This is a genomic window from Mesobacillus subterraneus (assembly GCF_023715485.1).
GTDB lineage: Bacteria > Bacillota > Bacilli > Bacillales > Cytobacillaceae > Mesobacillus > Mesobacillus subterraneus_B.
Genome location: NZ_JAMBOF010000010.1, coordinates 60,449 through 81,440, shown reverse-complemented (window position 1 = coordinate 81,440; position 20,992 = coordinate 60,449). Strand labels below are relative to the sequence as shown.

At 36.2% G+C, this 20,992-nt stretch carries 21 protein-coding genes; 18 read left to right on the top strand and 3 right to left on the bottom strand.

Annotated elements, in window-relative coordinates; genetic code table 11:
* Window positions 1-84 precede the first annotated feature (84 nt).
* The gene (locus tag M3204_RS15560) at window positions 85-1,035 is read left to right on the top strand and encodes a ribose-phosphate diphosphokinase (protein WP_285856988.1); all 951 of its coding nucleotides are present in this window, start codon (window positions 85-87) and stop codon (window positions 1,033-1,035) included.
* Between the two features lie 182 nt (window positions 1,036-1,217).
* On the opposite strand, the gene M3204_RS15555 is transcribed toward M3204_RS15560, so the two are convergent.
* Entirely contained in the window at window positions 1,218-2,159 is a 942-nt protein-coding gene (locus M3204_RS15555) for an endonuclease I family protein (protein ID WP_251483358.1), read from the bottom strand.
* A 195-nt stretch (window positions 2,160-2,354) separates the two neighbouring features.
* Between M3204_RS15555 and M3204_RS23890 the strand changes: the two genes are divergently transcribed.
* The 3 genes from M3204_RS23890 (at window position 2,355) to M3204_RS15540 (ending at window position 5,250) form a co-directional block, all read left to right on the top strand.
* A complete protein-coding gene (locus M3204_RS23890) occupies window positions 2,355-3,182 on the top strand; it encodes an STAS domain-containing protein (protein ID WP_251483357.1) in 828 nt (275 codons plus the stop codon).
* Window positions 3,183-3,417: 235 nt separating this feature from the next.
* The gene (locus tag M3204_RS15545; RefSeq protein WP_251483356.1) at window positions 3,418-4,281 is read left to right on the top strand and encodes a nitroreductase family protein; all 864 of its coding nucleotides are present in this window, start codon (window positions 3,418-3,420) and stop codon (window positions 4,279-4,281) included.
* A 462-nt stretch (window positions 4,282-4,743) separates the two neighbouring features.
* The gene (locus tag M3204_RS15540; RefSeq protein ID WP_251483355.1) at window positions 4,744-5,250 is read left to right on the top strand and encodes a DNA topology modulation protein; all 507 of its coding nucleotides are present in this window, start codon (window positions 4,744-4,746) and stop codon (window positions 5,248-5,250) included.
* A gap of 193 nt (window positions 5,251-5,443) precedes the next feature.
* Here the strand turns inward: M3204_RS15540 and M3204_RS15535 are convergent, their stop codons facing one another.
* Entirely contained in the window at window positions 5,444-5,986 is a 543-nt protein-coding gene (locus M3204_RS15535; RefSeq protein ID WP_251483354.1) for a CPBP family intramembrane glutamic endopeptidase, read from the bottom strand.
* Between the two features lie 497 nt (window positions 5,987-6,483).
* Here M3204_RS15535 and M3204_RS15530 point away from each other — a divergent pair, with 497 nt between their 5' ends.
* Window positions 6,484-7,266 carry a GNAT family N-acetyltransferase gene (locus M3204_RS15530; RefSeq protein ID WP_251483353.1) on the top strand — a complete coding sequence of 261 codons (783 nt, stop codon included), beginning with the start codon at window positions 6,484-6,486 and terminating at the stop codon, window positions 7,264-7,266.
* 266 nt (window positions 7,267-7,532) lie between these two features.
* Here M3204_RS15530 and M3204_RS15525 read toward each other — a convergent pair whose 3' ends face one another.
* Window positions 7,533-7,883 carry a DUF2200 domain-containing protein gene (locus M3204_RS15525; protein WP_251483352.1) on the bottom strand — a complete coding sequence of 117 codons (351 nt, stop codon included), beginning with the start codon at window positions 7,881-7,883 and terminating at the stop codon, window positions 7,533-7,535.
* A 154-nt stretch (window positions 7,884-8,037) separates the two neighbouring features.
* Here M3204_RS15525 and M3204_RS15520 point away from each other — a divergent pair, with 154 nt between their 5' ends.
* From M3204_RS15520 to M3204_RS15460, 13 genes are all read left to right on the top strand, one after another.
* Complete coding sequence (locus M3204_RS15520; protein ID WP_251483351.1) at window positions 8,038-8,310, top strand: hypothetical protein; 273 nt, start codon at window positions 8,038-8,040, stop codon at window positions 8,308-8,310.
* A gap of 312 nt (window positions 8,311-8,622) precedes the next feature.
* The gene (gene ggt / locus M3204_RS15515; protein WP_251483349.1) at window positions 8,623-10,392 is read left to right on the top strand and encodes a gamma-glutamyltransferase; all 1,770 of its coding nucleotides are present in this window, start codon (window positions 8,623-8,625) and stop codon (window positions 10,390-10,392) included.
* Between the two features lie 140 nt (window positions 10,393-10,532).
* Window positions 10,533-11,171 carry a PAQR family membrane homeostasis protein TrhA gene (gene trhA, locus M3204_RS15510; RefSeq protein ID WP_251483348.1) on the top strand — a complete coding sequence of 213 codons (639 nt, stop codon included), beginning with the start codon at window positions 10,533-10,535 and terminating at the stop codon, window positions 11,169-11,171.
* Window positions 11,172-11,685: 514 nt separating this feature from the next.
* The gene (gene spxA, locus M3204_RS15505; protein ID WP_251483347.1) at window positions 11,686-12,087 is read left to right on the top strand and encodes a transcriptional regulator SpxA; all 402 of its coding nucleotides are present in this window, start codon (window positions 11,686-11,688) and stop codon (window positions 12,085-12,087) included.
* A gap of 23 nt (window positions 12,088-12,110) precedes the next feature.
* Window positions 12,111-12,245: a BA3454 family stress response protein gene (locus tag M3204_RS15500; RefSeq protein WP_251483346.1), complete on the top strand. Its 135-nt coding sequence runs from the start codon at window positions 12,111-12,113 to the stop codon at window positions 12,243-12,245.
* 109 nt (window positions 12,246-12,354) lie between these two features.
* Window positions 12,355-12,768, top strand: coding sequence for an RrF2 family transcriptional regulator (locus tag M3204_RS15495; RefSeq protein WP_251483345.1), 414 nt, complete (start codon window positions 12,355-12,357; stop codon window positions 12,766-12,768).
* Window positions 12,769-12,852: 84 nt separating this feature from the next.
* Window positions 12,853-13,185, top strand: coding sequence for an IDEAL domain-containing protein (locus M3204_RS15490; RefSeq protein WP_251483344.1), 333 nt, complete (start codon window positions 12,853-12,855; stop codon window positions 13,183-13,185).
* Window positions 13,186-13,556: 371 nt separating this feature from the next.
* Window positions 13,557-14,111 carry a DUF488 domain-containing protein gene (locus M3204_RS15485; protein WP_353056047.1) on the top strand — a complete coding sequence of 185 codons (555 nt, stop codon included), beginning with the start codon at window positions 13,557-13,559 and terminating at the stop codon, window positions 14,109-14,111.
* A 471-nt stretch (window positions 14,112-14,582) separates the two neighbouring features.
* Window positions 14,583-14,900, top strand: a complete 318-nt coding sequence (locus M3204_RS15480; protein ID WP_251483342.1) for a helix-turn-helix domain-containing protein — start codon at window positions 14,583-14,585, stop codon at window positions 14,898-14,900.
* A gap of 17 nt (window positions 14,901-14,917) precedes the next feature.
* Complete coding sequence (locus M3204_RS15475; protein ID WP_251483341.1) at window positions 14,918-15,163, top strand: hypothetical protein; 246 nt, start codon at window positions 14,918-14,920, stop codon at window positions 15,161-15,163.
* 339 nt (window positions 15,164-15,502) lie between these two features.
* The gene (locus tag M3204_RS15470) at window positions 15,503-16,369 is read left to right on the top strand and encodes a DUF4007 family protein (protein WP_251483340.1); all 867 of its coding nucleotides are present in this window, start codon (window positions 15,503-15,505) and stop codon (window positions 16,367-16,369) included.
* Window positions 16,366-19,779: a hypothetical protein gene (locus tag M3204_RS15465; RefSeq protein ID WP_251483339.1), complete on the top strand. Its 3,414-nt coding sequence runs from the start codon at window positions 16,366-16,368 to the stop codon at window positions 19,777-19,779. Before M3204_RS15470 ends, M3204_RS15465 begins: the two co-directional genes overlap by 4 nt.
* Window positions 19,780-19,793: 14 nt before the next feature.
* The gene (locus M3204_RS15460; RefSeq protein WP_251483338.1) at window positions 19,794-20,609 is read left to right on the top strand and encodes a phosphoadenosine phosphosulfate reductase family protein; all 816 of its coding nucleotides are present in this window, start codon (window positions 19,794-19,796) and stop codon (window positions 20,607-20,609) included.
* Window positions 20,610-20,992: the final 383 nt, after the last annotated feature.

The following is a 20,992-nucleotide window of genomic DNA, read 5'->3' as shown; positions in this document are numbered from 1 at the left end:
TAAAATGGATAGCAACCGCTTTCGGTAGTTATGGTAAACTATTAATGTTATTGGGTACATATCATATCGGTTGGAGGACTTACTTTGGCTTATCAATTATCAAATCGTTTTAAAATGTTTACGTTGAATTCTAATCCTAAATTAGCAGCAGAAATGGCATCACTTTTAGGATGCGAGTTAGGGAAAAGCTCTGTAACTCGATTTAGTGATGGTGAAATTCAAATTAATATAGAAGAAAGTGTTCGCGGAAGTGATGTTTATTTGGTTCAGTCGACTTCACAGCCCGGCAATGAACATATTATGGAGCTTCTCATCATGATCGATGCATTGAAAAGAGCTTCAGCAAAAACAATTAATGTCGTAATTCCTTACTACGGATATGCAAGACAAGACCGAAAAGCACGTTCCAGGGAACCGATTACTGCAAAACTAGTAGCAAACCTTCTAGTAACCGCTGGAGCGAACAGAGTTCTTACAATTGACCTTCACGCTCCGCAAATACAAGGTTTTTTCGACATACCAGTTGACCAATTAGTAGGTGTTCCGATCCTTTCTCAATACTTCGAGAATAAAGGGTTAGAGGATATCGTGGTTGTTGCCCCAGATAATGGCGGGGTAGTAAGAGCAAGAAAATTGGCGAGCCGTTTACATGCACCTATCGCATTAATCGATAAACGCCGTCCTCAGCCGAATGTGGTAGAAGTTATGAATATCGTCGGTAACATTGAAGGGAAAAATGCTATTCTGATTGATGATATGATCGATACCGCCGGCACAATAACTTTAGCAGCTAATGCATTAATGGAAAAAGGTGCAAAAGCTGTGTATGCATGCTGCACTCACCCTGTACTTTCCGGAGCAGCCATCAGTAGAATAGAAGGATCAGCAATCAAAGAATTGGTCGTGACTAATTCAATTGAGCTGCCAGAAGAGAAAATGATAAATAAAATTACAACATTATCAATTGCACCATTGCTTGTGGATGCAATTGATCGTATTCATAATGAAAAAGCAGTAAGTCCTCTTTTTGAATAAATATAATCTTCAAGCCAACTACATTAAATGGTAGTTGGCTTGTTTTTTATTTGAACAATGAAAAAAAATCTAGGAAAAATATTCGGCTTCGCTATGGAGAGCCGGTAATCAAATCGTGGCTTAACCTAATTCGTAAATAAAAAAGGCTAAAGCAGCTAATTGCTGGTTCGGCCCTTCTCATATCACCATGGAAATTCAATTTTCTCAGCCAGCTCTGGAAAATCAATAAACGGGTTGCGGTTTCCCTGGATGTAGTAAATGGCCTGATTGCGGTGCTTTTCGTAAAGCGTAGGCGGGAATTCCTCATTCCACCGGACCAGCAGCGGGATATTCACCTTCATTTTGAATTCATTTTTCACCATCTTAGGATATCTCAGGAAAAAATAAAGCATTGCCCGTGCTGAGGCGCCTTTGCCGTGCTCAGGTTCGAACTGGAAGCTCGTGCTGACACCGCAATTATTTTGGATTGGTTCATCTTCCGATTCCGGATTATAAAAATCAAAGTCGACAAATGGATAGTTCGAACGAGAGATATTGCAATCTGGGTCGCAGACGAACAGATGATGCAGGTCACCCTTCATCGGCTCGGCACCATCGAACCACGATTGAGGGACAATATGCTCTGTGTTCATTTTGAAATGGTCCTCAAATACCTTCAATTCTTTTATTGAATCAAAACCATTCACCTGAATCGTTCTGGACCGTCGCCTAAATTCATCATACTTCTTCCTCAGTGTATCGTTATCCTCGATAATCAACGATTCCGGATCCTTTTTTTCACTCGAGTAAATACTCTTCGCCGAACCATCCGGATACAGATCGACCCAGGTGTATAAATATAGATCCTTGCTTAAGAAGTAGGGGAGTTGATTTTTATGGGTTCGGAAAACAAGGGTTTGGAATTTATAAAAGAGGGCCAGGCCGGTTAAATCAAAATCCTGAGCACTGCGATAATATTCCTTTATATCCGACTCATCCTGCTGCGGATCATAATAAAGCTGCTGATTATTTTTGATTTTCCGCCGGTTTTCCCGCAGAATTGTAAGAAGCTTCTTGAGATCAAGCCTTTCATACTTGTGATTCCAGCGGTCATTTTCCTGATGCTGTTTTTTAAATTTAGACATAACGTTCTCCTCATTCATGTCTTTATTATATTCATTTTACCCTCAGAATGGTTGTCCTTCAAACAAGAGAATGGAATTTGAACCTTAATTTTGATGTTCAGCGACTAAAATATTATTATTGTATTAATAGTAATGAAACATGATATAATCTATTAACGGAATTTTTCGACATAAAATTTAATAGGGGCTGAAACAGTGAATCCGATTGAGAGATTTTCACTATATTTATCTAACAACGCTGAAGCAATCAGCAAAGAGATCGTTGATTATAATGTAAAGAAGCTTGAAATAGAACTGCCTGCAGAAATTATCGAACAGTCAGTTAAGACGAACATAGGATTTTTGACATTCCTCGGTGAGACATTAAATCTGTCGAACGAGGACGTTGCAGAAAAGTTTATCGAGTGGCACAGGCAGCAAACAGCCAATCAAAAAAATTATCAATTCAATTTTGAAGAAATCTCTAAAATTTTAAAACCATATGCACAAACCCGACTTCAATTAATCGAAATGCTTACCAAAGTCACGATGAGGGAAGGTCTGTCAACAGAAGAAGTAGTCTATGTAAATAATCGAATCAGTTACTTGCTAGATCTAAGCATCACAGAATCGATGATAGACCGCGAGAGATTAGCAAACGAAAAGAATAAAATAAATCAAAAAATCATTACCGAGCTTTCATCCCCGGTTGTCCCGCTTCAAAACGGAATGGCCATTCTCCCGCTAATCGGAGAATTCGACTTCGATCGAAGCGACCATATTATGAACCATGTGATCCCGAAAATCAGTGAACTGAAAATCAAGCATCTGATCATCGATTTCTCAGGAATCGCAACAATCGATGCAGAAGTCGCCTCAAGGATTTTTAACGTAAATAAAGTTCTTCGGTTGATTGGTATTAAAACGATGTTAACAGGCATTCGACCTGATTTAGCCATCAATGTAATCAATGCAGGAATTGACTTCTCTAAATTAAATACGTATGGTACGGTGCAGCAAGCAATCCTTAGCAATCCGCAGTAATCAGTGAAAATAGTAAATTTCAATAGTATTAAAACAACATCATCGGCAGTTGCACAACTGCCGTATTTTTTATTCGCAATTTTGGAAATGGGAGTGTCCTTTTAAGTTTAAAAAAACTTCAAAATCCAATCCGGAGTTCAATGTTGTTGATCATGAGAACATAAGGATAAAAAGAGCTGCTCCGAGCATTCATTTTATTTTTCATTGACTGAGATATCGTAGAAAGAGGTGCTTAATGAGTATGAATAAATCGGCTATTGAAACGATGAAAAATCGTCAATCGATCAGAGCGTATGATACAAAAAAGCTTTCTGAATCTGATTACCAAAGGATCATAGAATACATAACAGCTGAAGAAAATTTGATCGGACCTTTTGGCAATAAAGGCAGAATTGAGCTTGTTCAGGTTACGAACAATATATCAGAAAAAGGAATCAAGCTTGGAACTTATGGATTTATTAAAAATCCCCAGGTTTATCTCGTCGGACTGTGTGAAAACAAGAAATACTCATTGCTGGAATTCGCTTATACATTTCATAAGCTGGTGATTTATTTGACAGAGCTTAGGCTTGGAACATGCTGGATGGGCGGCACCTTCAGCCGGAATTCCTTTGAAAGGGAACTTCAGCTTGCAGAAGGAGAATTTATTCCATGTATCACGCCATCGGGCTATCCTCAACAAAAGCAAAGGGTATTTGATAAAGCACTAAGGTATGTCGTGAAAGCCGATAATAAAAAACCTTGGGATCAGTTATTTTATGACGGAAGTTTTGCAAAACCGCTTGAAAAGGCGAATGCCGCACAATTAGAGATTCCCATCGAGATGGTGAGGCTCGGACCTTCTGCATCAAATAAACAGCCATGGAGATTAGTGTTGTCAGAAGATCGGCAAAAGTGCCATTTCTATATTGAACATACCCCGAATTATAGTAAAAGCCTAGGATATGATATGCAAATACTCGATATTGGCATCGCGATGGCTCAGTTTGAGTTAGCGTGCGCTGAACTGGATATCAAGGGCAGATGGAAAATCGCAGACCCTGGCCTGGAGCTCCCAAACAGTTTGACAGAGTATATGGTTAGCTGGACTCAGGATTAATATGTGAAAATATGTGGTCCTCATGATGCCCTCCGTTCAGTGAAAATAAAGAATGAATATGCAATTGCATAGAAAACTTTAAATTACAACTTAAATAAGAGTGGAAGTCACAGGTTAAATCAGGCAATAAAAATATGCAAAAAAGCTCAGGTTTTTTATAGTAAGTAGTTCCGTTTCTGTGGAGAAACATACGAAATAGCATACTAATTAGCAGACCAAATCGCATATGATTTGGTCTATTACTTTTTCTTCATATATCAATGTTTATTAGATAATAGCATTTTAATTACACTAATAAATCGCAACCCAAATAACACGTTGACAACAGCCATTGTCAATGTGTTATTTACAAGGTTATTTATGGTGCTATTTTACTATCTTGATTTTTATAAAACAAAAAGATAATTGTAATTTTATGTTAATATAGATCCTAGTGAGTATGGATGTACTAAAGGGGATAATATGAAAAAAATAATACTAATTGGTTCAGGTGGGTCAGGAAAATCTACATTAGCAAGAAAATTAGGTGATAAATTAGAAATAGATGTATATCATCTCGATGCGTTATTTTGGAAACCTAATTGGGAGGGTGTCCCTAAAGATGAACAAAGAAAAGTCCAGAATGATTTAGTGAAAAAAGAAGAATGGATTATTGATGGGAACTATGGGGGAACGATGGATATAAGACTAAACGCAGCAGATACTGTTATTTTTCTAGATATTCATAGAACCATATGTATATATCGTGCATTTAAAAGAATGTTACAGTATCGAAATAAAACAAGACCGGATATGGCAGAAGGTTGCGAAGAAAGATTTGATTTAGATTTCTTCAAATGGATATGGAACTACCCTAAAACGAAGAGACCAGAAATCCTAAATAGACTTAAACAATTATCTACTGATAAGAAAATCATTGTATTAAAATCACCAAAAGAAGTACAACAGTTCATAGAAGAAATTCATTAAAAAGGGCTTGGATTAAATTATCCAAGCCTTTTAGCGTGTTAATTTTATAGTTATTTCACCAGATATTTAGGACAAGAATTACAATGTAATTTGGTATATTTTTTTTACATTTTCTCCACAGTATCCGAACTACTTATTTTTATAGCTCTGAGCTTTTATTTTGTAAGATGCTTTTTTAATTTTTGGGAATAGGTTAAAAAATCCATCCGTTAGAAACCATACCTAAATTGATAATAAAATGAAAGACTATGGCTGGGTATATGCTTTTAGTCTTGATAACTACAAATGAGTAGAAAAGTCCCCCTAAAGAAAACAGTAAGCTCATTATCACAGGAATTCCTATCGATAGATGCAATAGACCGAATCCAATGCTGGTAATGAGAACGGCATATAGGGTAGAAACACTTCTTTTTAAACTTGATAACATTAACCCTCTCCAAAGCAACTCTTCCAGTAAAGCGTTTATGATGGAGAATAAAATACCGTATATTACGATTGATTTTATATAGCTAAGATCTTCAATGAACATCAAAGGGATAAAGATTGTAGTAGAGCCCATCAGTCCGAAAAATAAAAAATATGGTAACTTAATCGTATGAAATGGCAGCACTATCCGTTTCTGCCAATCTGGTAATTCTGCAAAAAAAATTACTTTTTGCTTGGATAACAAAAGTGAAAGCAGTAGTCCACCAATTATAAACAGGAGTGAACTTCTGTTTATTATGATTTTCATCATATTAGGTATGTCCCTATCATTAAAATAATCGGTTACGACTTGAAATAAAAATGTTCCTAATAAAAAGAACATAAACAACGAAACCGTCGAACGATATTTAGGAATTAAAGCGTAGATGAAAAGTAAGAATACGATTGGTAATAATCCCCAAACAAACAGCCTGTATGATAATAAAATCATACCTGAAAAAAATAGACTTGCTAAAACTATTAGTAATCCATTTTTTCTTAAGTGTTGTATACAAAGCCCTCCTTTGAAAAAGTGCTGCTCCCATCTATTCTCATGTTAAATTCTTTTATGGCCATTGCCATTAAAGGAATTTTTTTCTATTAATATACTAACATAAATTGATCGCCTCCAAGATGACGAAATGACAATTGTTATGTCTTCCTATTAGTATTTATGTCTCATGAACTTGGATATTTATGCTAAAATCAGTGAAGGGTATCTTGGTTATCTTGTGTTTTTAAGACAACTGACTGAGGGGGATGAGTTACATGTTAGATAAAATATTTGAATTGGATTTTGCTTACCTTGCTACCTTTACTACTCGTCATGACAGGGCGTGGGGTTTTCTATTTTTAAATGAAAGTCAGCCAGTCTATTATGATGCAAATCATGCTCATATTAGCAAACCAGTTGCTGATCCGGAACAAGTTGTTGCTGAAGTAATTTCCTTTTATCAGGCAAAGAACATAATTCCGAGATTCTACGTATACAGCCCAGATGAACAACCTGCTCTGCTAAGTGAATTTAAATCAAAAGGGTTTGGATATGAGGAATTGCCAAGTCCTGTACAATTATGGGATCAAAAAGTGATGAACCTGGAAAGAAATGATGCTATTTCAATCGAAGAAGTTACAGAAGCAAACTATCAAGAAGCTTTAGAAATCGAATGCAGCATCAAAGAGATTGGCGGCCGTGAAGTTCGAGAAAAAGCTTTGAAGGAAGAGTTTGAACATCCTGCATATCAACACTTTTTGTTAAGGTACAATGGGGTCGCCTGTTGCACTGCCTGTATTTTTTCTCACGGCAGACAAGCGCGAATGGAGAGTGTAGCTACATTAGAGGAATACCGAGGAAAAGGATTAATTGGCTATATCATTCAACATATTCAACAACAGGTATACAAACAGGGCTTTGAAAACCTATGGGTTTTTCCTATTAATGAAAGAGTTGAAAAGGTCTATATCCGCTATGGATTTGAAACGGTCATGACACTGACGACAGGACATGCCTTTTTAGGCGGAAAAAGTATTACCGAAATTCAAAACAGTTGAACCTAATCATTTCCTCAGTGAAGGGATGAGAGGGATTGGTTCGTTGTTATAAGAAGGAAATGCTTGGTGAATAAAGGAGGTTTGAGGGTTAAGCTTGCACCCTCTGCTTCTTTTTTTCGTCGGATGAATTTAAAAGAATTATTTCCTTAATTGTTAATCCAGGAGTGTTTTGTAAATCTCTATGATTATTGGATTATGTTAGTTTGTTGACGTAATAAAAAAACACTGCCCTTTTTAAATGGAGTCAGTGCGGCTTTTTTTCATTCTTATTTCCTCAAAATCTTCTCTAACGCTTTTCCCTTTGCCAACTCATCTATCAGCTTATCCAAGTAGCGAATTTCCCTCATAGTTGGTTCTTCAATGTCTTCCACTCGGACACCGCAAACCACACCCTTGATTAAAGCCCTTGAAGGATTCAGTTGGGGAGCTTCTGCAAAAAAGGTCTCAAAGTCTGTCTGTTTTTCCAGTAGTGCTTCTAACTGTTCCTGGCTATACCCTGTCAGCCAAGTGATGATTTCATCCACTTCTGCTTTCGTTCGTCCTTTTCTTTCCGCCTTCTTCACATAATGAGGATAGACACTTGCGAAACTCATTGTGTAGATTTTATGTTTGCCCAAGGTACATACTCCCTTTAAATGGTTTTCTTCATTATATTATGAAAAATAGGACGCTACAAACGTGAATTTAGTTTGAAAATCAAAGGGAATTGGCTCAAAGGGAAGAATATTAAAAGCATATGACTTTGTAAATCCGAAAAAAGGGGTGTGGCTGATGGCTGAGACAGGGCTTTCCAATAAGGGAAGAAGATATCGCAAATCCTTTTCTGGAGATATCACTTTTTTACGGATCATCCGCTTTGTATTCGCTCTCTCTCTATCCATATTAATGGTGTACATCTATTATCTCCATATTAAAGGTAATCTTCAAAAAACAATTCTAGAGATCTGGACTAACCATCAGAAGGTAATGATCTCCCTTTCGATTTTCATAGTTTATTCAGCGCTTATTTTTCAAATGGGTGTTTGGAGAGGGCGAAGAAGGTAGGATAAATAATATTATGATTGACTGGAAGCAGGGGTGAAAAGATCCTTTGCTTCTTTTTTGTGTCGGATAGGGTAGATGAATCTTGATTCTCTACAGGGTGCTACAATGCTCTGCTCCATTCTCTTTGAATCTATCAGGTTTATCAGACACCACCATGCTTTTGTCCTATTCGTTCCAGTGCCTTATTTACCTCTTTGGAAAAAATAACTAGGATTATAGATTCAAAATTAAGAAAATTCTGTTTAATGTTTGCTATTACTCTTCTTTTTCCCCTACCATAATATTGAAATCAAATGAACAGGAGGGCTTTATATGAAATACTTCTTACGTACCGGGCTGTTTGCTTTGCTCAGTGTTCTGTTAATGGCCGGCACAATGCCTGCAGCAGGATTGGCTAAAAAACCGCAATTCAGCTACGACCAGTACAGCCAGGTGGATGTGGGCAAGGATGGAATGGTTGCGACGGCCCATCCACTTGCATCAGAGATTGGTGCTGAGGTTCTTCGCAAGGGCGGAAACGCGATTGATGCTTCCGTTGCCATCCAGTTTGCGCTTAACGTAGTAGAGCCGATGATGTCGGGGATCGGCGGCGGTGGTTTCATGATGGTTTATGACGGAAATACAAAGGAAACCACAATCGTGAACAGCCGTGAGCGTGCTCCTGAGGGCGCGACGCCAGACATGTTCCTGGATGAAAACGGTAACCCGATTCCTTTTTCAGAACGTTCAACCGGAGGTAAGGCAGTAGGAGTGCCGGGAACGTTAAAAGGGCTCGAGACAGCACTTGAAATGTGGGGGACACGTCCACTGCAGCAGCTGATCGGTCCATCTATTAAGCTAGCGGACAAGGGTTTCCCAATTGATTCAGTCCTGGCAGACGCGATTGCCGATAATCAGGACAAGTTATCAAGATCAGCAGCTGGTGAGGTTTTTGTGCCAGACGGGAAGCCGCTTCAAGAGGGAGATGTCCTGGTACAGGACGACCTGGCTAAAACCTTCAAGCTGATCCGTGCAAACGGAGCTGATGCACTTTATAAAGGAGAAATAGCAGATGCTGTTGCAGATGTGGTCCAGAATTTCGGGGGATCGATGACTCCTGATGATCTGGCAAAGTATGATGTAACAGTAGATGAGCCGATTTGGGGAGACTATCAAGGCTACGAAATTGCCAGCATGCCTCCACCAAGCTCAGGCGGTGTCTTCCTGCTGCAAATGCTGAAAATACTGGACGGTTTCAACCTGTCCCAATATGATGTCGACTCTGTAGAAAAACTTCATCTTCTTGCAGAAGCCATGCATCTTGCCTATGCTGACCGCGCGGCATACGCTGGAGATCCTGAATTTGTCAATGTTCCTGTGGATGGATTGCTCCACCCTGATTACATCAAGGAGCGCCAGAAGCTGATCAGCATGGATACTGTCAATCAGACTCCAACAGCAGGTGACCCTTGGAAATACGAAAATGCTGAGGCGAACTTTACACCAACAAGCCAGCCAGATGACAAGAAATATGGAGAAACAACTCACTTTACTGTGGCGGACAAATGGGGAAATGTTGTCTCATACACAACAACAATCGAACAGGTGTTTGGAACTGGCATCATGGTGCCTGGTTATGGCTTCATGCTGAACAATGAATTGACTGACTTTGACGCAGTACCTGGCGGAGCCAATGAAGTTCAGCCAAACAAACGCCCGTTGAGCAGCATGACACCGACGATCGTTTTTGAAAACGGCGAACCAGTCTTGACGGTTGGCTCACCGGGTGGCCCGACGATCATTACCTCCGTGCTGCAAACCATCATCCATGCCATCGAGTATGATATGGAGCTCAAGGAAGCAGTTGAGGAGCCAAGAATATACACCAACAATCTTAATTCCTATCGGTATGAAGATGGCATCAGCGCGGATACGCTAAACGAACTGAATGCCATGGGACATAAATTTGGATCTAGCCCGACGATTATCGGCAATGTCCAAAGCATCCTAATCGACCTTGAAAACGGTACTTTTAAGGGAGTCGCCGACTCAAGCAGAAATGGCGCAGCTATTGGAGTAAATCTAAAAGGTAACCGAAAATAGAGAATAAGAAAGGAGCGGGAAACTTCCGCTCCTTTTTCATTTCAGTTATTAAAGTCATAAGTGGTATACTAATGTTCTACTATAATAGAAGAAACGGTTCAGACAGACCGTTTGTCATATAGAGCAAAGGAGTCAACAGTATGGCCAATGTACATATATTTACGAAGAGAGAGGAAATTGCAAACGCGATTATCCACGGAATCGGGGGATTATTAAGCATCGCAGCCCTCGTCGTTCTGATCGTTTTCGCTTCCCTATACGGAACAGCCTGGCATGTCGTGAGTTTCACCTTGTTTGGTGTTACCATGGTACTGCTATACACATCTTCAACCCTCGTCCACAGCTTCCCACCCGGCAAAGCAAAGGACTTTTTTGAAATCATGGACCACTCATCCATCTATTTCTTCATTGCCGGCACCTATACACCATTCCTATTTATCGCCGTAAAAGGAACATTAGGATGGACTCTATTCGGAATCGTCTGGGGCCTTTCCATCGCAGGAACTATATTCAAATCCCTGTTCGTCAAACGCTTCCTGAATACATCCACAGTGTTATATGTCATAATGGGCTGGCTGATAGTCTTCGCCTGGGGACCACTGACGCAGAATGTATCCTCACAAGGACTGATTTTCCTGGTGATTGGGGGAGTCTTGTACACAGTTGGAGCGATTTTTTATGTATGGAGAGGGTTCCATTACCATCATGCTATTTGGCATTTGTTTGTATTGGCAGGATCGATTATGCACTTTTTTGCGGTTTTAACATTGTTGCCTTGATTTTATATTTTTTAGCTTAATAAAACGGAAAACGGCAGTTACTATATACTGTCGTTTTTTTGTTTGTCTTTATAAAATTGTGCGTGAAACAATTGCTGTTATCAATACGAGCTCCAAATTATTAATAGTTATCTAAAGGTTTTAAAGTAGAGTCATTCTTTTAATGCAAGAAGAAATGTATTTTGGATATAGAAGTTATATTGGTTTCGCTCAAAATAAAACAGAAAAAGACTATAGTGACTATATTACATTAGGTAATGAGGAAACGGACGAGTATCATAGACTCTTTAATAGCCTGGGGGATCTAGTGAACAATGTTAATAGTAGCTTAGGGTACGTCCCCATATCCACAAACCCTTTTGAAAATTGTAGTTGACTTCTCGAACTGTAAATATTAATATTACAGTACGGTGTAGTCAGCATATAATATAGGGCAAGTTTTATATTTTTTAACTAAAATGTAATTTTTTTTATTACAGTTTCGGATTAAAAACCTTCTGAGGAGTTGTTGATCATGGTTACTTTGTATAGTACACCAAGCTGTACTTCTTGCCGAAAAGCAAGGGCGTGGCTTGAAGAGCATCAAATTGAATATGTTGAAAGAAATATAATATCTGAGCCACTTACAGCGGAGGAGATCAAATCGATTCTTCGTCTTACAGAAGATGGTACGGAGGAAATTATATCAACGAACTCTAAAACCTATCAGCAATTAAATGTGGATATCGATTCACTCCCGCTCAAAGAATTATATGAATTGATCATTGAAAACCCGCTAATGCTGCGTCGTCCAATCATCGTGGATCATAAAAGGCTGCAGGTTGGGTATAACGATGAAGAAATTCGCCGTTTTCTGCCACGCAGGCTTCGGACTTATCCTGTCATCGAGTGGGAAAACAAAGCGAACTTATCTTAAAAACAGAAAGGAGGAGGGAAAAGATGAGAGAGGTATTCCTAACCGTTCATTATAAAGGTAAAAATTATCAAACCAATGTGATTATAAAAAGCGAAATGTCATGGGACCAAATCAAACGTCTGGCTGAAGAGCAAGTAGAGAAACAGTGGCGGACATAGTGCCGTTAAGCAATTGAATGGAAACGAAAGGTTTGACAAGCCAATCTGTAACATATAGTATTACAGTAGAAAAAGGGATAAAAAATATCCTCATGTTGGGAGCCAGGTTATGAACAGTGACTTTACACTCGCCATTCACAGTTTAACTTATCTTGCACTGCAGCCGGACCGAATGTCTACTAGCGAAGCAATTTCAGAGAGTGCAGGTGTCCACCCGGTCCGAATTCGCAAAGTGTTGAGTTTATTAAAAAAACATGGATTCATAAAATCAAAAGAAGGTACTGGTGGGGGATTTATTTTTGCAATTGATCTCAGTGAAGTCAACCTTTGGGATATCTATAAATTAACCTCTGAAGGAGCATTGCAGCCAAAGTGTCCAGAATCAAATGAGCAATGTGTCGTAGGGGCGAATATGCAAAGGGTCCTATTTGCCATTTTCCTGGGGGCTGAAGACCATTTAGGGGAATATTTAAAGGACTATTCCTTAAAAGAGATTATCGATCTAATCAATAAAGAAGAATAACTAAAAGAGTCCGGTTTTCTTCATGATTTAAATGTAATAAATAAAGTTACAGTTTAGAGGTTATTTAATAAAGAGGTGAATAGTATGTCCAATAATAATGCAATCATAAAGGTCGGCGACTGGATTAAGGCAATATCACACGATGGGGAACTAATCATCGGTTATGTTGAATCCTTTGATCTATCCGAAGAAATAACAAAGATAACCGTCACTTCAAGCGATCATGACGAATTGGTAGGCAAAACCATTCCGATCTTGAACAATATGGTTAAAAAACTGCCTAATTCGAATGTGAAAAATAAGGAACAAATTTATCATCTAATCGATCTTGCACTTGCTACGGGAGATGAAGACTGGTTCTTGGAGCTGTCTTCCAAACTGAATGCCATCAGAGAGCTTGTTAAGAGCGTAAAGTAAAATCTTTCAGATACAAGAGCAGCCAAAGTCCATCTCATTTGAATCGGCTTTTGAATGGATGTACATGGATTTTAGTAGTTGAAATGGATGAAGTAAATAAAAATTCAGGTGCCTTGATCCGAAATGGACTAAGGCACTTTTATATTATCGAAGCAAAGGGTATGTCCCTGCGCTTCCATTGATTCATTTTCATGAAAGGTGGGTAATTTAAGATCGACGTCTATTTTGTTTTGGCTATGTTAAAAAGGTTGCTTTCTAGCTCCTTTTGAATGTAGCGGAGGGCACTTGAGCTTGGTCACCCCTCGGAAAACGAGAGCCAAGATATGGAAATCAACAGTCTAATTTAACAGACTCTTTATTTTAAGGGAGAGATGATTTTGAAGGTCTATACGATTGGACATTACAACCATTCAAAAGAACAATTTTTAACGTTGTTGGGAGAAGCTGAAATTAGCTTTGTGGCGGATGTCCGGGCATTTCCTGCAAGTCGGAATAATTCACATTTTAAAAAAGAAAACATGGCCCAGTGGTTGAAGGAAGCGGGAATTCATTATCGCCATTTTCCTGGTCTTGGCGGGAGAAGGAAAATGTCGGGACAGATAGGCGAGCAGTTGAATGAAGGATGGAACAACCGCTCGTTTCATAACTATGCGGATTATACACTGACGGAAGATTTCCAGTATGCTTTGGAACAGCTCAAGGAACAGGCTAAAGAAAGCAATCTCGTCTATATGTGTTCAGAACATCATCCGGCAAGATGCCACCGTCTTCTCATCAGCAACTGGCTGCAGGCAAATGGATGGGATGTGCTCCATCTCATACCCGATTCCAAGGGGAATCCTGGGATTGTCCCTCATGAATTGGGGAAGTGGGGCGCCATGCCAATCATCGAAGAAGATGGGACCGTCGTGTACCCGAAACTTTGAAAATGGGAAAATCGTTGAACTGCACAAATAGAGGTAAAGCAAAGTATTGAAGTTATGCTTGATAAAAATTAGCTAGAAAAAACCATTAAACTTATTTGAATTCTAATAGTAAATACTCTTACATGTAAGGAAGAAAATAAAGTCCTACCAGTTTTATTTGTATGGTAATTCTTTTTGTAATTCATATAAGTAAAATATTTATTTATTGTTAATATCATTTCGTTGCATTTTTCTCATTTTCTGAGTGGTAAGAAGAAATATCCACTTTATTCACCACACTAAATGGATTACCTGGCATGAGAATTCGATTTCTTTAATTTGTAAAAAGTAAAATAGTACGAGCGGCAGTTCATAGACTGGCGCTTTTTTTGTATGGATTTTAAAAAGTTGGATAGGAAACAAATGGTCATTATCGTGCGTGGTCAATCTTTTTCCAGAGGTATCTAATGGTCATAAAAAGGAGTATGACCCTTGGAAGAGAAATTGACCATTCTGATTGGCGAACCATTGAGAAAACTACGTAAGCAAAAACTACAATCACAAGAAGATCTAGCAGACTACAGCAAATTAAACCGAAAATACATAAGCAATTTAGAAAGAAATTTACAAAGCCCAACATTAGAAACAATCATCAAATTAGCCATTGCATTAGACATTAAGCCTTCTGAATTCATAAAGGAAATAGAAAAATATGAAGCAAACGCACAATATTTGTTAGAAGCTTCAAAAGAAGTAGAGGAGATTAAAGCGGTATATAGTCAGAACAAAAATAATTCAAAAAACGACTAACCCAAATGGAGGATCCTATGAATACTACTGACTATATTGATCGAAGGGTATCCCGGTTTATCAATGAGTACAATGATGAGATTGAAATGGAGATCATTAAGTATCAGGATCATTATAAAGTAGTTGTGACGATTTGCCAGGAGGAACCGCCGTTTAAGGATTTTATTGGGATTGGTACTGATCGGCGGAGTGGGAGAAGGGCGGCTAGGAAGGCATTAAAAGATATATATTTGAAGGCATATTGTGAAGGAAATAATTATTAATCAGTATTCTAATGTATATAAACTCTACGCACTGTGAAGCTGTTGTGAAGATTAAACTACCATACATATTAGAGCCTTATCCTTAAAGGGATAAGGCTCTTTTAGCAGAAAGAATTTCACTAGTTGAATTGATATTTCGATTATCGAATGATACGAAAGAAACGGCTCTATGTCTCCTTTGCCCATAATTATTGGTTTTTATGAAAACTTGAAGACATAAAAGGAGAATATTTATGGATATAATTTCAAGTTGTTAACTGAATTTATTAAGTTTCTATGTTAGAATGAGTAAGTAGTTATTCTGGAGAGAGCTCTCCAGAAATAAAGGGGAGAATAAAATTGGGTTTTGGACAGCATCAAAGTTTTTATCTAAGAACATATTGGTTAAGAAAAGCTATACAGCAATTAGATAATAATAGATTTTTTTATGAGAAAAACGCATCAGAATTAATTGGGTTAGGAACCAATATGGTGAAATCGTTAAAACATTGGATTGAAGCAACAGATATCTGTGAAACTAACAAACGGAATAGTGATAATAAAGTAATTCATACTATTTCACCTTTTGGACAAATTTTTAATGAATATGATCCTTATATAGAGTTGAATGATACTGTAAGTATCATTCACTACCACATTGTGGATAATGATGAGCCTTCAACAACTTGGTATTGGTTTTTTAATGAATATGAAAAAAAATCTTTTGGTAAAGAAGAAGCACTGAACGACCTTATAACATGGATAAATAAGAATTACAATTCGAAAAATTCAACTGATACATTAGAACGGGACCTTGATTGTTTAGTTAGGCAGTATTATACAAAAAACAAATCAGATGATCCCGAAGAAGTTATTCAAAGTCCTCTTACTGTATTGAATCTAATAGAAGAAGTGGACGGAAGAATATTTAAGAAAAATCCTAAATTTGATGATATTGGTTTAACAGCATTAATGTACGTACTATTGAAATATGGACAATCAGAAATTTCGATTGATGAAATTGAAACTAATAAAAATCTATGGGGGAAGGTATTTAATTTACAAAGAAGTGAGATTGTTAGGGCAATTGAACAACTTGTAAATACTTCCAAGTATCCGCTAGTATTTGACAGAACGAATAGATTGGACTTAGTTAGAGTTACTCTTGTAGATCCTATTGCATTTTTAAAAGAAGAGTATATTAGAAAAGAAAGGGCATTAAGATGATAATTACAAAGAATAAGTTCAAATCAAGTGTTAATATAAAGCTCGATTTAGGTAATGAATGGATAGCAGAGAGATATATTCCAACTCCTACTCATTCAGAGAGTCTAACAGGCTTGTTAGAGGGGTTTCTAGATAAAGGAAACAAGTCACATATATTAATTGGTTCATATGGTTCAGGAAAGTCTATGGTTGGCACATTAATAGCAAATGTAGTATCAAAAAATATTGAACAGGATACCTTCATTGAACTAATAAGTAAATTTGATAAAGTAACTATTAAAGAGGAAACTGTTGGGCTTTTATTAAATCAAGTAAGGAAATTAGATAAAACATATATACCAGTAGTGATAAATGGAAATCAAGGGAACTTTCGTGAAGCAATAATTTCTTCAATACACAAGTCAATTAGTAAGTATGGATATGATTTCTCCATACCTTCTTATGTTGATGAAATTAAAAATAAAATCTTATTATGGGAAAATCAATTTCATGACACTTTTGTTCTGTTTGAGAATTATTTAAATAAAAATAATTGGACTATAGAAAGTTTTATTCAAGATATAAATGAATATGAAGCTGAGACAATTGATTGGTTTAAAAAGATATATCCATCACTAACAGCAGGTGCGGAGTTAAGCCATTCTTATAATCTTGACATAACTGAGCATTTAACAAATGTCTTAGATGAACTCGATAAAAAGAACTTAGGAATATATTTAGTATATGATGAATTTGGAAGGTTTCTTCAAAGTTTAGATAAATATGAAACAGTTGAAGCCATGCAAGACATTCAAGAGATAGCTGAAGTAGCTGACCATCATCGAAGTGCAAACTTTCATATTCTATTAATAACTCATAGAAATTTAAATCAGTATTTCCTTAGTTATGGGGAAGATTTGCAAAATGAATTTAAAAGAATCCAGGGACGCTTTAAGATCTATCATACTCAAAGTGATCCTGCTACGTTTATTAGACTTGCTAGTCAAGTTACATCGGGTTATAGGAATAATTTAAGTCAAGAATATAAGTTTGAAAATGAAATAATAAAATATGATTTATTTCCAGAATTAAACGGAAGAGAGATGAAGACAATTGTTGTCGAAAATTCCTTTCCTTTACATCCAGTTACACTATTTACCCTTCCGCGTTTAGCTAATGCTGTAGCTCAAAATGAAAGGACTTTATTTACTTTCTTAGAGAGTAATGAAAAGGGTGGACTGGCAAATTACTTTCACACAGAAAAAACATGGTATTTTGTAAGTAGTTTATTTGATTATTTTGAACCAGCATTTCAAGAATTTATGAGTGATTCCTTAATTGGGAAATCATACCTAAAATATTTGAGGGTGAAAAAAAGAGTAGAGGATTCAGCTTCTTCACATAGTGAATTACAGATACTAAAGCTCTTCACACTGTGGGATATTGCAAATATAGGTAGTAAAAGAAAACTAACAAAGGATTTTATATCGTTTGCACTTAATTGGAAGTTAATTAAGGTCAATGAAATAATTGAAATACTTGAGAATAAAAAGCTTCTAAGGTACAGATTATTCGATGATAATTGGGAAGTATTTGAAGGCAGTTCTATTGATTTAAATGTGAAAATAAAAGATAAAAATCTCTTAGGTATTAATAAACTTGATAGTATAAGCATTATTAATAAGGTCTTAGATACAAAATATGCTTATCCCAAAAGATATAATGATGAAAAAAATATGATTAGGTTTGCAGCAATAAAGCCTATATTTGCAAATGATCTATCTGAATCAGAATTACAACATATTAATAAAGATTCTAAATCAGACTTTAAAATTTTGTATGTTATACCTGAGAAGGATGCAGATATTGAAAAAATAAGAAGTCTCATTGTTAAACTTAGCAAAGGTCATTCGAGAATAATATACGCTTTACCGAAGAAGCCTTTCAATAATTTTAAAGAGGAAATTTTAGAATTATCGTCAGTTGAGAAACTATTAGAGGATAAATATTTATTGAATGAAGATCCAATTGTTGAAGAAGAGTTGCTAAAGATTAGAGAAAATAAAATTCTTAAATTAAGGCAGCATCTTGCGCCAATATTACAATACAAAGGGTCTTTCTGGATTCACGAAGGAACTAACATCAGTGTCAAAAGTAAAATAGCTCTAAGTGAACAGTTATCGCTGATTGCATCTAAGTATTATGGATTTACTCCAATAATAAATAATGAGTCCTTTAATAGAAGGAATATTTCAAAACAACAATTAAATGGCGCTAAAGAAGTCATAGACGCTATTATTAGTGGTGAGAGTGATTATAAATTTAATGGGCCTGCAAAGTTAATATATGCATCTATTATTAAAAATAATAGTATTAATGCTCAAAATGAAAGTGAAGAAATAACATTATTACGTCAAAAATTAATGAAAGAGATAAAATCTGAAAGTGGGAATTTTTTATCTTTAATAAAAATCTTTAAAGGACAAGATTTTGGTATTAGAGAACCGATTATTCCTGTATTATTGACTGCTATCTTGAAAAATGAATGGAAATATATAATGTTTTACCATAAGGACGGTTCATTTATTAATGATGTAAATGGTGACATTTTATATGACAGAATGTTAGATAAACCAGAGAATTATACTTTTAGTCATCAAAAATTAGATAATAAGTATAAAAGTATAATAGACGTAATTGATGTATGTTTTGAGTCCTATAGAGCGGAGTTAGATTCCTCTTATCATCCTAGTGTCCGATTAAACAGAATGCTATTAAGATGGCTTAACAGCCTGCCAAAGATAGCTCAAAAAACAAACAAACTATCAACCAAAGCTGTGCTTTTTAAAAAACTTATTACTAAGGGCGAGTTTGAACCAGATACTGCATTAAAGGAACTATTAAACTTAAACCTAAATGTAGAAATGGTAAACAAAATTAAGCAAGAGTGTGAAGAGTACTCACAAAATCACAAAAAACAAATAGAAAAGACAGTCTTTGAATTAACAAATACTAATTCCTTTGAAGAGTTATTTGATTACATCCTAAATCAAAATGAGTTATTAAAAGTTGATAATAAGTTATTTAACTTGATCTTATCAACAGATAAAAATAACTGGATAAATAAATTGTCAAGCGAATTGGTGGGTGTAAGCAGAGACGATTGGTCTGATGCGACAAGTGAAGTATTCTTTAAAACAGTCAAATCACTCTTGGAAATAAATATTGAAAGCCTAAAAGATGAATATCATGAAGTTAAAGTTAATTCAAAGACCCTAGCAATTCCAAAAAGAGAACTATCTCCTAAGGGTAATATTATTTATTCTAATGTAAAAACAGATCTTGAGTTAATGGCAAGAAAACTGCCAAAAGAAGAAATTACTGCTTTATTATATAAGTTATTGGTAGATTACTATGAAGAAAACAAATAAAAAGGATGATTGGAATGTATGGTAGAGAACCGATGTATATTGCCATGTTTAGCGGTGGTGCTGCAAGTGCATATGTAGCGTATTTAATGGTACAAAAACACGGTGAAGAAAAATCGCAATTATTTTTTACTGATACACTTTGGGAACATAAAGACAATAAACGTTTCATGGTAGAAGTAGCTGAAAAAATCGGAATAGATATTAAGACTGTTAGAGATGGGAGAACACCAGAGGAGGTCTTTGAAGAAACACGTTTTCTTGGGAACTCAAGACTTGCAAAATGCTCATCGGATTTAAAAGTGCACCAAACAATGATTTATCTAGAAGACCTACGTGATAATGGATTTGAACCAATACTTTACTTTGGAATTGGTAAACACGAGAAACGCAGACGTGAAGGGATCGAGGCATTATATAATCATTTCCTACTTCCTCGTGATGGAGAGGAGCAACCAGTAAAGACAGTATTCCCACTTTACGAAAGTAATATATCAGATGATGAAATAAAGAAAATAATTACAAAAGATTGGGATATTAAACTTCCAGAAATGTATCATTTGGGATTCTCACACGCAAATTGTGGTGGACGATGTGTTAGAGGTGGGTTTAATCATTATAAACATTTATATGAAACTTGGCCTAGTGTTTATATTGAACAAGAAGAAATGGAAAATAGATTAAGAGAGCAATTAGGTGATGTTACGATTCTGAAAAGAAGTGGAAAACCATTTACCTTACATGAATATAGAAAAGAGTTGGACAAAGACTCTGATATTGCTAAAAAGTTAGTTGAAGAAAATGATGTACCTTGTGTATGTCATTATGCATAAATGAGCGATAGAATTTTATAATATTACTAAATAAATCAGTTCTAGAAGGCATGCAGGATCAATACCTGCATGCCTTTTAATTTGTTAGAGGGAATTGATATTAAATTGTATAAATTAACCGTTTATAGGTTCAGAGTATGGGGTTCCTTAATTTATTCATTCTGTTTTATCGTAAAAATAACTGCACACGCGGCACTCGGTGATGGCGGTTTAATAATTGTGGACTACGGCAAGAGATGTACCGTATTTATAAAATGGATTTTCAAAGACAAAGCAAATTAAATTGTATAAAGTTTAAGGAAGACAGTAGTTTGAGGAAGGGTATTAATTTTTTTTTGGAAATAGATATGAAATTTTGGTGTTTTTATATGTTAAAATATGGT

Excerpts from the sequence above, each read along its gene's own strand:
- M3204_RS15555 (WP_251483358.1), bottom strand. The coding sequence starts at position 2,159 with ATGTCTAAATTTAAAAAACAGCATCAGGAAAATGACCGCTGGAATCAC.
- M3204_RS15545 (WP_251483356.1), top strand. The coding sequence starts at position 3,418 with ATGAGTATGAATAAATCGGCTATTGAAACGATGAAAAATCGTCAATCG.
- M3204_RS15540 (WP_251483355.1), top strand. The coding sequence starts at position 4,744 with ATGAAAAAAATAATACTAATTGGTTCAGGTGGGTCAGGAAAATCTACA.
- M3204_RS15535 (WP_251483354.1), bottom strand. The coding sequence starts at position 5,986 with ATGATGAAAATCATAATAAACAGAAGTTCACTCCTGTTTATAATTGGT.
- M3204_RS15530 (WP_251483353.1), top strand. The coding sequence starts at position 6,484 with ATGTTAGATAAAATATTTGAATTGGATTTTGCTTACCTTGCTACCTTT.
- M3204_RS15520 (WP_251483351.1), top strand. The coding sequence starts at position 8,038 with ATGGCTGAGACAGGGCTTTCCAATAAGGGAAGAAGATATCGCAAATCC.
- ggt (WP_251483349.1), top strand. The coding sequence starts at position 8,623 with ATGAAATACTTCTTACGTACCGGGCTGTTTGCTTTGCTCAGTGTTCTG.
- trhA (WP_251483348.1), top strand. The coding sequence starts at position 10,533 with ATGGCCAATGTACATATATTTACGAAGAGAGAGGAAATTGCAAACGCG.
- spxA (WP_251483347.1), top strand. The coding sequence starts at position 11,686 with ATGGTTACTTTGTATAGTACACCAAGCTGTACTTCTTGCCGAAAAGCA.
- M3204_RS15500 (WP_251483346.1), top strand. The coding sequence starts at position 12,111 with ATGAGAGAGGTATTCCTAACCGTTCATTATAAAGGTAAAAATTATCAA.
- M3204_RS15495 (WP_251483345.1), top strand. The coding sequence starts at position 12,355 with ATGAACAGTGACTTTACACTCGCCATTCACAGTTTAACTTATCTTGCA.
- M3204_RS15490 (WP_251483344.1), top strand. The coding sequence starts at position 12,853 with ATGTCCAATAATAATGCAATCATAAAGGTCGGCGACTGGATTAAGGCA.
- M3204_RS15485 (WP_353056047.1), top strand. The coding sequence starts at position 13,557 with ATGATTTTGAAGGTCTATACGATTGGACATTACAACCATTCAAAAGAA.
- M3204_RS15475 (WP_251483341.1), top strand. The coding sequence starts at position 14,918 with ATGAATACTACTGACTATATTGATCGAAGGGTATCCCGGTTTATCAAT.
- M3204_RS15465 (WP_251483339.1), top strand. The coding sequence starts at position 16,366 with ATGATAATTACAAAGAATAAGTTCAAATCAAGTGTTAATATAAAGCTC.
- M3204_RS15460 (WP_251483338.1), top strand. The coding sequence starts at position 19,794 with ATGTATGGTAGAGAACCGATGTATATTGCCATGTTTAGCGGTGGTGCT.